This window comes from Ahniella affigens, assembly GCF_003015185.1.
Lineage (GTDB): Bacteria > Pseudomonadota > Gammaproteobacteria > Xanthomonadales > Ahniellaceae > Ahniella > Ahniella affigens.
On the sequence record NZ_CP027860.1, the window covers coordinates 3195741 to 3206230 of the forward strand.

6 protein-coding genes and 1 tRNA gene are annotated in these 10490 nt (G+C 60.4%); 1 reads left to right on the forward strand and 6 read right to left on the reverse strand.

Going from position 1 to position 10490, the window contains the following annotated elements:
• Positions 1 to 16 precede the first annotated feature (16 nt).
• The 4 genes from C7S18_RS25130 to C7S18_RS12395 form a co-directional block, all read right to left on the reverse strand.
• Positions 17 to 4129: a S8 family serine peptidase gene (locus C7S18_RS25130; RefSeq protein ID WP_170113251.1), complete on the reverse strand. Its 4113-nt coding sequence runs from the start codon at positions 4127 to 4129 to the stop codon at positions 17 to 19.
• 325 nt (positions 4130 to 4454) lie between these two features.
• Complete coding sequence (locus C7S18_RS12385) at positions 4455 to 5588, reverse strand: hypothetical protein (protein ID WP_146151900.1); 1134 nt, start codon at positions 5586 to 5588, stop codon at positions 4455 to 4457.
• Between the two features lie 209 nt (positions 5589 to 5797).
• Positions 5798 to 6007 (reverse strand): hypothetical protein, encoded by a 210-nt coding sequence (locus tag C7S18_RS12390; RefSeq protein ID WP_106891869.1) that lies wholly within the window; start codon positions 6005 to 6007, stop codon positions 5798 to 5800.
• 240 nt (positions 6008 to 6247) lie between these two features.
• Entirely contained in the window at positions 6248 to 6790 is a 543-nt protein-coding gene (locus tag C7S18_RS12395; RefSeq protein ID WP_146151901.1) for a DUF3011 domain-containing protein, read from the reverse strand.
• 245 nt (positions 6791 to 7035) lie between these two features.
• Between C7S18_RS12395 and C7S18_RS12400 the strand changes: the two genes are divergently transcribed.
• A tRNA-Val gene (locus tag C7S18_RS12400) sits at positions 7036 to 7110 on the forward strand.
• A 266-nt stretch (positions 7111 to 7376) separates the two neighbouring features.
• Here C7S18_RS12400 and tnpA read toward each other — a convergent pair.
• Both tnpA and C7S18_RS12410 read right to left on the reverse strand, forming a co-directional pair.
• Complete coding sequence (gene tnpA, locus C7S18_RS12405) at positions 7377 to 7829, reverse strand: IS200/IS605 family transposase (RefSeq protein WP_106891871.1); 453 nt, start codon at positions 7827 to 7829, stop codon at positions 7377 to 7379.
• Positions 7830 to 8501: 672 nt separating this feature from the next.
• Positions 8502 to 8984: a macro domain-containing protein gene (locus tag C7S18_RS12410; RefSeq protein ID WP_106891872.1), complete on the reverse strand. Its 483-nt coding sequence runs from the start codon at positions 8982 to 8984 to the stop codon at positions 8502 to 8504.
• Positions 8985 to 10490: the final 1506 nt, after the last annotated feature.

Consider the following 10490-nt stretch of genomic DNA (forward strand, 5'->3'; position numbering starts at 1 on the left):
ATGCTCAGGATTGCCCTTACTGACAACTGAGATCAGGCGTCAGCTTGACCCAGTTCACATTCGATTGTGACCACGTGCCAGTCAAGCCATTCGTCAAGGTGAACTCACTGCTGAACTGCCCAGCTGAGGCCGAGTTCAGCGTTCGGCTGGCAGTGCCTACCTCCAGGCGACTCGTCGGCGTAAACGCACAGTTCGGACAAAAGCCGTGCACTTGATAGAGGGTCTTCTGCAGGCTCGTCGCAAACGTGCCATCGCCGATCACCCAGCGCGGCAAACCAACGCTGTCATAAACGTAGATCGCCTCGGCTTCGAAATTGCCCGCAAAGTTCAGAAAGTAGCTCCCCCAACCGGTCTGATCCGGGCGCAGCCAACCACCACCGACCGACAAATTCCCGTTTGCGCATTGCGGATTGCCAATCGCGACAAATGGCTCGCTGCCGTATTGCCCGTCGAGCTTCCAGCTATAGGTGAAAGAGCCTTGTCCGGTGAACGTCACAATGACCTCGCCCACCATTTGCGGCAGGTCTCGGACACCGTTCCAGGTTGAACGGTACAGAGGCGCCGACCACACACCATCATTGCTGCTGGCGGCAGCACCTTGAGCGGTGTACCAGATTGGTTTGCCGGCTTCGTCAAAGGTATACCAAGCCAGCGCCCACACTTGCGGTGTAGTCGCCAGGAACACACCGTGGCCACTGCGCGCCGGATTGAAATAGCCATTCGCTTTCGGCTGAACCGTGGTGCCCTGGAACTCGCTGGAAACCGAGAGTGTGAATGACGCTGGCGTTGTACCGGCATTGACTGGCGTCACATAGTAGCGGCCGGCCGTGAGCTGGGCGCCTTCCAAGCCAACGACCTCAGTGTTCGTTGCCGACAGCGACCGGAAGGGTTGCGCGTCTCTCGGTGGTGCCGGGGCAACATCGGGGCCAGACAGTGCGCCTTCAAATTTCGACACATAGAGATCGACATTGCCACCGTTCGTGCCGGGTGCGCTCGCCGTGCGAATGACTAGGGCACTCTGGTTTGGCGGAATGTCCACGACCATGCGTTCATGCGCCTGGCCTGGCTGAAGATTGATTATCTCGCTGTCGCTGCGCGCATTGAGTACCAGTGCCGGCAAAGCATCGTTCGATCGCGTCAAATCGATCTGGATCGTTCCAAATTCGCTGGTGGCATCGGCCAGCGACACATAGCTTACTGCTCGCGCGCCAGCCGGCACAGCGCTCAGATTCCACCCGAATGCGAGCGGCAGCCTATCGCCATAAGCGGTCCGACCGGCCATCGATTCGGTGACCAAATCCAAGCTGCCAGTTTGCACCTCGTTGTAGAGTCGCACATTTACGTCGTCGCCTAGCGCCGAGCCTTCAAAGGAAAACACGACATACTGATAGCGGTTGGTTCCGGCCCAGGTGCTATCGATCTCGCAGCGCTCGTCTGATCCAAAGCTGACACTCGTGCACAACCGTTTGTCATTGAGCCCGTCGCCATCGGTATCCTCAAAGACATATAAGTCAACATCCGGCGCCGTCGCGGAGCTGACTTCTATCAGGATCTTGCCCTTGGTGCCGGGACGACCAACTGCAGCGGTCGGTTCCGGCAAGTTCACACGCGATTCCTGACGATTGCTGAGGCGAATCGTTTGGCCAGCGAAACTGCGCAACGGCCATCCGAGCACGCGAACTTGGTCAATTTCGGCAAGCCGCGGCAGTGCGACCACTTGTCGGCCCACAGTCGGCTGAGCGCCTAAGTCCAGTTTTGGCGCAACCGCACCGATGCCAGATTCGATCATCACCGGCAACTTCAGAACTTGGTCGCCGCCGCCGGCAGTGCGAACCAGGCGAACCTCGCCGAGCAATTGCGTTCCAGTCGGCAGGCGATTCGGGATGGTGACCTGCAGCACTAGGTCGGCGGACTCGCCGACCGCCAACGTAGCGGTTGCCGGAGACACTTGGATCTGCGCACGCGCGTCGATGCTCGCTTCGAATCGCCAGGCGCCGGCCGTATTGGCCTTGACCTGACGGGTGAACCGACAGCCACTCAAGCAGCGATCCGAGTAGATGGATGGCAGATTCAGTGATTCTGGGTTACCGCCCGCATCCGGGTTGGCCGCCAGAAAATCGGTGTGTTGTTCCGGGAAATAGAGCCCAACTTGCGCTGCGCCAGCCAGATTGATCATGCCTGAGCCATCGTCAAGTGGCCCAGCGACGGTCGGTGCGGGACCAAGTGAGTTATCCAAACCGTGTGCGGCACTAAGCTCGAGCGCGGAGCGCACCTGATCGGGTGACCAATCTGGATGTGCGCCCAACAACAGCGCTGCCGCACCGGTAACGACCGGGGACGCCGCCGACGTGCCGCTGAATTCGCTGTAGCCCACCCCGGTTTCCGAAGCAGCGTACGTCAGCGGTCCGGGGGCACCGACATTGGGTTTCAACACGCCCTTGTAAGGCCCGACCGGCCCACGCGAGCTGTAATCGGCTAGCAACCCAACGACGCCAGATGGGCCGATCTCGGTCGCCGAAATCGCCGCCCGCAGCGGCGTACCGGCGGTGAGTGCGGTTTGCAGGGCGTCCCGGAGTCGATTGCCGTCCACAATATTAAGATGCACGGCGGGCAAGTGCATGCCAACTGCCGGCGTCAGGAAATTTCGTCCCAAATAGGGGCCGTTCAACAAGACAATACCGACCGCACCACCGAGCTTGGCGTTGAAACTCATCTCGACAGCGCGATAGAAGTCTTCTTCACATACAACGATCTTCCCGGCCAGACTCCCGGGTGGAAATGGATTGGATGCACCGGTTGGCACCGATTCCGACGTACCCTGACCACAAGACGGGAATCCGGTCAGAACGTCTTTTCCATGGACCAGTGGCGCGTCGGCTGCTGCGGCCGCGATGGCCTGCCCCGTGAGCGTCAGACTGCCGTTAATACCGGGCCCCCGCAGGTTCTCAAGGCGCGTGACGAATGCGCCATTGTGGCGATTGGCGGCGACTGCCAGGACCCATGGCGCATTACCCGGCACACGATCGATTTCGCCGCCACGCCCGCCATTGCCAGCACCTGCAATCGCAATCATTCCGGCCGCACGCGCTTGTAGCAACGCCAGCCCCTCCTCGCTCGTCCAAGGCGATTCGACGAAATCGGAAATGTACGACATGTTGTACACATCAACCCCGTCGAGCACGGCTTGATTAATCGACGCCACATCCGCACCTGGTACTGTGATACCCGTATCATTTGGAATCATCTTGTACGAGATGATCTGCGCCCGCGGCGCCATGCCACTAAAATTCATGGGCAGTTGAAGAGTGGGCGCCGCCACGGTAAACGACACCGGGTTGCCGGCAGCCAGACTGGCAACCTGCGTGCCGTGTCCGGACAGATCAGCGCCCGCATTCGCACCTTCGGCGCCAGCCTCGGGCGCGAAGTCATAAATCCCGATGAGTTTGTTGTTGCAACGCTGAGCGCCTACCGGACTGGCACAGGCTCCGAGATAACCTGATGGCGGGCTTGGATGCTGAAAGCCATCCGCCGCTAATGCAGCAAAAGCAGGATGACTGGCCGTGATTCCCGTATCGCCGATCCCGATCAGAATGCCTTCGCCGCGGGTCGGCAGCGCGCCGGCTACCGCGCCGAACCAAAGGCTGTCAGCACCGGTCGTTTGCGGTGCTGCAAACGACAGTGGCCGTTTGCGATACGCGGGCGTGACGCGCAGCACATCCGGATGACTCCGGATCACCGCAACGTCGCTGGCATCCGCCTTGATCGCGAAACCATTACCCACGACGTCCCAACGGGCAGTCATGCGCAGCGATTTGGCCGACCGCACGCCAAGCTCGCCCAACACGCGCTGCTGCTGTTGGGCGAGATATTGCCGATAGGCCACGACGTTCGCCTGGCGAAAATCCGGAGCGGTCTGGTCTTTCGGTGCGGTCGGTTGATACCCCGACGACTTCCCAAGGTCCGCCAATTGCGATCGACTGCGAAACGCCAGGACCGATGGCTCGCGCAACGTCACGATGTAGCCAATCGGTGACGGGTCCGACTTCGTCACTGGCTGATCAACCTCGCCCGCTGTTGCCGCGGTGATCACAACGAGCGGCAGCAGCTGCCAAAGGGCCTTACGAATCATGCTGAATCCTTGCAAGTCGCGCATTTGCAGCGCTCTGGTGATGAAACGGGTGGTTCTGCAACGTGCAGGCGACGTTTGCGAGCAACCGCAATCGCCGAGCCCACATAGGCCCTACTCGTAATTCGGGAGGCCAGACGATCAATGCATATTAGTGTACGGAAACAATGCCGTCGACGGCGCAGGCACGCTCCGCAAAGGAGCAGGTGTGTACGGGTTTGTTTCTGAAGCGCCAGGCCCGAGCCCGACCCAGAATCGAGGCAAATTTAGTAGGCCAGGATGAACGGATTCATAACCGCCATGGCCGCCCGTCCGTTTGCCCAGCCGATTACTCGAAGCCATTGGCAAAAAGGGTTTCCAACGGCAGTACGGTTGGCACGCAGTTGTAAGTCTCGGCGATCCGCGGCCCGGTATCGAGTACCTGAAAATCCGTGATTTGAACCTTGGTCGCGCCACTCGTCTGATCAAAGGTGCGCGAGTTGATTCCAACGGACGCCCAAGAGTTTGTGGTGTAGCGATCACTTTCTGCCGTCAGCGCGATATTGCCGCCATCGGCCAGCACCATCCCGTACTTCTTCAGGGTACGAAGGATCACTTGCGCTCCCGGGCTGTAATTGGTGAGCGGAAAATCAGCACGCAGCCGCAACCGTGACCCGTACGGCACACTGCCGACTGGACCGGCGGGCGCGCCGGCGTGCGAGGCTGGTCGGACATAGAGATATCCGTCCTCGCCGCCGAGCGTCACATCGTTCGCCATGTTCGGGTTTGGCAACACGAACCGGATGGCATGACCCAGATCCCCGTTGCCCGGAATGGCCGCTGCGATCTCATCGGCGTTGAACAGCAGCGGTATCATTGGAAATCCGGCGGCATCCGCGCTCGTGCAATGCTCGCCGCGGCCTTCGGGTGGGTACACCACATCCAGTCGCCAGGTTGCGAGGCACAGCGTGTTCAACGCCGTCTGTGCGTCATTGCGATCGGTCGAATACAGTTCGAAGAGTGTGTTGCCCTGAACCACCAAATAGTGGCAGTCCTCGCCTTCGTTATCGCAGTCGTACCCAGTCGTGCCCTCGATCGCACCGCCCGCAGGCACCGGAACATTGCCACTCGCATCGCAATCCGGGCTGTAATAGCCATACGTGGCATGCGGTGCGATCGGCAGCGTGGGCGCGCCAATTGCGGCCCAAACCACGTGATTGGAAAAGTCGATCTGCATGCGGCAGAAACCAAAGCCGCAGGGATTGCCTCCAATGGCGGCGAGCGTACTGATCATGGTCGCCGAGTTGGGATGCAACGTTGCGGCGCTGATGTCCTGATTCCAGACTGCCCCAGCCGGAAACCGCGGCAGCACCGCAGCTGGCGCTGCCATGCCGACCAGGCTGGCGCCGAACAGCAGCGCGAGACTGAGCCGCGAACCGTGCCCCGTTCGACTGATACCGCGTTGCAATCGTTGTTTGAACATTGTGATGCTCCCGGCAGCAAACTGACCTGATTCGCTCTGAGGCCGCTCATTCAACAAACCGAGCATGCCTGAAAAAGCGAACGGCGTCCGCGTCGGCAGAAGCTGAATCGACGGAGGCGTTTTGGTCGCAATCCGTCGGCAGCGGTCCATCCTGATGCAATGGCCCTCAAGGCCAAACGTAGTGTCTGCCTGCGGCCAGAACCGAATTCTCAGGACTTCGGCATGACCGGTTTGCCGCCGAGCAACCGGGCCGGCAGCAGAATGATCGCGCTCAGGAGTTCGAACACGCCGTCTACCGCGATGCCAATCAAGCGGAACGGCAGCATCAGCAACCAGACCAGCGGATACAGCACCAACGCCAACAGCGCCAGCGGCCAGCACAGCACCAGCAGGATCATGAACAGCAGAAACTTCACCATGGGACGTACTCCTTGTCGGGTTCCAGTCACTGCCGGGACGAAACCTGCCCGGACCACTCAACCATATCTGATATCAGCTGAACTGGATTTCAAGGACGTCGCTTGGGATGCGTGAATGACCGGTGCGTCCGCGACTTCCAGAAGGAAGTGCTTGATTCACGCGGCGCGAGCCGGGTTGGTACCCGACTCGCACTTGGCAAGGCGCCCGTTCTGAGCGCATTCTTACAAGCTACTGGCGCGTCAGTACACCAGGAATTCAGCGCGGCAACCGCGACTGACCCAGACCCCACCGCGATCAAAACCCCAGGACTGCCGGTAGACGCAGGAGCTGTTGCTCATCTGGTAGACGAGTTCGGCGTTTCGCACACTGCCGACGCCACAGTAGTTGTAGCGACCTTTGTAAGACTCACAGATCACCCGCTGACCGCGGCCATAGCGGCGATCGCCTTGGTCGCGATACGGTTGGCCACGACCCGGTCCATATTGCCAGCCGCGGCCGTTGCTATAACCCTGCGGAACGGCGAAGTCGGCACGGCAGCCTTCAGAAACCCAGATACCGTTGCGGTCGTAGCCCCAGTTGTCGCCCTCGATGCACGCGGTGCGACCCAGGTTGCGCTCGACATAGACACCGCCACCGGTATCAATCGGGCAGTAATTGTCGCGGTAATCGATCGACTCACAGCGGACAATGTAGCCGCCATTGTCATGATAGGCCTGGCTCTTAGGCGCATAGGCAACCAACACCGCGGACACCACACCAACCAGCAGACCGACAACTTTCATGATTGCTCCCGACTCTTGGCTCACTGCACATGCAGCGTGATTCAGTTTAGAACGCACGGCTGAATCGCCGGGCAATGGCAGGTGTCTGCCACCTGAATGTTGCCAATGATTCACCCCTGATTCCGAAATCTGCAGAAGCCGTGAAATCGCACAGTAGTGCCGGCAAAACGTGTCGCCACCGCCCCGCTCACGTCAGGATGTTGACCTTCAGCGCAGTCCTGAATACAATGCGCGCCCCTTTACAAGGGCGGTTAGCTCAGCGGTAGAGCACTGCTTTCACACGGCAGGGGTCATAGGTTCGATCCCTATACCGCCCACCAGTTACAGCAACGACGAAGGCTCGCTTTGGCGGGCCTTTGTCGTTTCAGTACGGCGAAAGTACGGCAAAGCGCGAGTATTCCCACTCGGTCAAGGGAGTCGACATCGCCACCACGCTACGACGAGCTTTGGGATTGCGACTTCGGCGCAGCGGCCTGACCAAGTGTTCAAGTCACCGGCCGCGGATGTGTGTCGTCGAAACGGTGCGCTGAGTACCGGCTGCGGCCGTCATGGGTGGTGTGTTGCATCCGATCAGTTGTGCTCGGCGTTAGTCCCAGACATAGCGTTCGTCATACGTGATTCCGTACTTCTGAAGGAAGTCTCGGTACTCATCTTGAAACGATCGAGTGCGGTGGTGTTCTTCCTGGGTGTCGATGTACTGGAGCAGTGCGTCCTTCTGACTCATGCTCACGGAGAAGGCTCCATAGCCTTGCTGCCAGTAAAAGTCTGCAAAGGCCGAGTCCGGTTCCTTCAGCCATTTGCTGGAGGCCGTCTTGAGCTCTTTCACCAAGTCCGCCACCGACAAAGTGCGCGACAGGCGCACCGCCAGATGCACATGATCCGCCACCCCGCCAACGCGATAGGCCTCGCAATCTAATTGCCGCGCCGACCCGGCAAGAAACGCATGCGTGCGCTCACGAATGCCGGGCGCCAGCCAAGGCTGACGGTCTTTCGTGCTCCAGATCAAGTGAACGAGAATGTTGGACAGAGATTGAGGCATCTGAAAGCAATTGAAATGTGGCCCGAGAGGGCATTTGAATTTAGCCCCAACGGGGCGTCGCATACCAGCCCAGGGTGAAACCCCGGGACCGATCGAAACGCCGTGCCTCATCCGTTCTGACGTGTTACACCAAAACGCATCTGACCATAGCCCCGAAGGGGCGTCGCATACCAGCCCAGGGTGAAACCCTGGTACCGATCGAAACGCCGTGCCTCATCCGTTCTGACGTGTTACACCAAAAGGCATCTGACCTTAGCCCTGAAGGGGCGATGCATACCAGCCCAGGGTGAAACCCTGGGAACGGAACACCGTGCAACATGCGTTCTGAAGGAACGCCGCATCACCGGCGAAACGATCAATGTCGCGACCCCATGCGGCGTCCCTTCAGGACGCGGGATCACGCGGCCGATCCGTACCCAGGGCGTTGCCCTGGGCTGGTATGCATGGCCCCGTTGGGGCCAGCTATTCGCATTTGGTCGAACGTGATCCGTGTGCGCATGCAGGCCCTGGACAACGCATGCGGGTCCCCGGCCCGACCGCATAACAGTGTTACACCAGAGGGCATTTGAACTTAGCCCCGAAGGGGCGTTGCACACCAGATCGTGGATTCCGAGGCATGGCAAACGATGGCGCAGTTCGGGCGTCGCCCGCAAGCGTTGGCTTGCGCCAAAATCAGCGCCGCGCGATTCCAGGTCGGAAACGAACAAAGATCACGCGCGCGGACGTTTCGATGGGTGCCAGCGCTTCTTGCATCAGCGCGAGCGCGGAAGACTCAGGAAAGCCACCACTACCGGCGCCGATAATGGGAAACGCGACCGATTCATAGCCGTTGGTATAGACCTGCGCCATGCTGTGCCGAACGGAGTCTTGGATCGATTGCGCCGACGCGCGCCAGAGCATGTTGATACCAGCGACGTGAATGATGGCACGGTATGGCAGTCGCCCTGCACCAGTTGCGACGGCCGAGCCCAGCGGCATTGGGCCCTTACGCCCGAGTTCAATAAACGGCTGATAGCCGGCTTGTTTCTTGATGGCGCCGGATACACCCTGTGGAATCAGCAACCACCAGGGAATGATGTTCCGGTTCCAGGCATTGACGATGACGTCGACGGGCTGCGTCAGCAGGTCGCCGTCGACAATCTGAGCTAGGGCCATTCGTTAATCGTCCTGGTTAAGATCAAACGCTCAACTATGACTACGTTTACCGGCCGAAGTTGCATGTGGAATGGGGACGCACTCAGACCCGAAAACACAAAGCCCAGTATTCAAGCTACACCAGAGGGCAATTGACCTAAGCCCCGAAGGGGCGTCGCATACCAGCCCAGGGTGAAACCCTGGGTCCGTGAGTCCACAATCCGGGCGTTCTGAAGGAACGCCGCATAACCAACGAAACGATCAATGTCGCGCCCCCATGCGGCGTCCCTTCAGGACGCGGGATCACGCGGCCGATCCGTACCCAGGGCGCTGCCCTGGGCTGGTATGCATGGCCCCGTTGGGGCCAACAATTCGCATTTGGCCGGACGTGATCCGCGCGCTTGTAGGCCCCGGACACCGATTGCGGGCCAACGGCCCGCCGCATACCAGCCCAGGGCAACGCCCTGGGTCCGTGGATCCACAATTGAACTTAGCCCTGAAGGGGCGTCGCATACCAGCCCAGGGTGAAACCCTGGGAACGGAACACCGTGCAACATGCGTTCTGAAGGAACGCCGCATCACCGGCGAAACGATCAATGTCGCGACCCCATGCGGCGTCCCTTCAGGACGCGGGATCACGCGGCCGATCCGTACCCAGGGCGTTGCCCTGGGCTGGTATGCATGGCCCCGTTGGGGCCAGCAATCCGCATTTGGCCGGACGTGATCCGCGTGCATGCAGGCCCCGGACACCGATTGCGGGCCAACGGCCCGCCGCATACCAGCCCAGGGCAACGCCCTGGGTCCGTGGATCCACAATTGAACTTAGCCCCGAAGGGGCGTCGCATACCAGCCCAGGGTGAAACCCTGGGTACGAGGGCACACGCGCCCGCGGGTACGAGGGCACACGCGCCCGCGGGCCCGTGGACCCAAAAACCGGGCGTTCTGAAGGAACGCCGCATCACCAACGAAACGATCATCGTCGCGACCCATGCGGCGTCCCTTCAGGACGCACAATCGGAGGACCGATGCATTCCCAGGGTTGCACCCTGGGCTGGTATGCATGGCCCCGTTGGGGCCAGCTATCTGCATTTGGCCGGACATGATCCGCGTGCTTGTAGGCCCCGGACACCGATTGCGAGCCAACGGCCCGCCGCATACCAGCCCAGGGCAACGCCCTGGGTCCGTGGATCCACAATTGAACTTAGCCCCGAAGGGGCGTTGCATACCAGCCCAGGGTGAAACCCTGGGTACGAGGGCACACGCGCCCGCGGGTACGAGGGCACACGCGCCCGCGGGCCCGTGGACCCAAAAACCGGGCGTTCTGAAGGAACGCCGCATCACCAACGAAACGATCATCGTCGCGACCCATGCGGCGTCCCTTCAGGACGCGGAATCGGTCGGTCGTTCTATTCCCAGGGTTGCACCCTGGGCTGGTATGCATGGCCCCGTTGGGGCCAACAATTCGCATTTGGCCGGACATGATCCGCGTGCTTATAGGCCCCGGACACCGATTGCGGGCCAACGGCC